Here is a 407-nt window from a genome sequence, read left to right as displayed (position 1 = left end):
TTCCTGAGCCTCAGCCCTGGCAGTGGCAACAGCATTGGCCGGTATTGTTGGCATTGTTCTGGTTTTCCATGTTGCTTTGGTTAGCAGTACTCGTGCTACGGCAGCAAAAACACATCCAACAAAAGCAGTTAGCATCTATTGAACAGCAATTACTTGCGCCGGATGCTGAGTTAGACAACTCGTCGAGTTTGAGTCCGACTTTGCACCTGGTGTTACAACAACATTGTACTCAGCTCGCAGAGTTACAGCAGCAGTTACAAATCAGTACCGAACAGGCTGCACAAGCGGCTGATGAGACAGCGCACTGGCAAGCTTTACACAGCGCCCAGCTACAACGGCAACAACAACAACGACAATGTGTGAACCGCTGGCTACTACAAGCTCAGCTTTTGTGGCAACGGCAAGAG

General features: G+C 49.9%; 1 protein-coding gene. It reads left to right on the top strand.

All coding sequences use genetic code 11. The annotated features are described in order from the left end of the window. A partial coding sequence (locus GVL52_RS29710) for a hypothetical protein (RefSeq protein ID WP_160012781.1) occupies positions 1-407 on the top strand: 407 nt, incomplete at both ends.

The organism is Rhizobium sp. 18055 (genome assembly GCF_902706285.1).
GTDB lineage: Bacteria > Pseudomonadota > Alphaproteobacteria > Rhizobiales > Rhizobiaceae > Rhizobium.
Note: the sequence above shows the minus strand (reverse complement) of the source record. Positions and strands in the feature narration are given on the sequence as shown.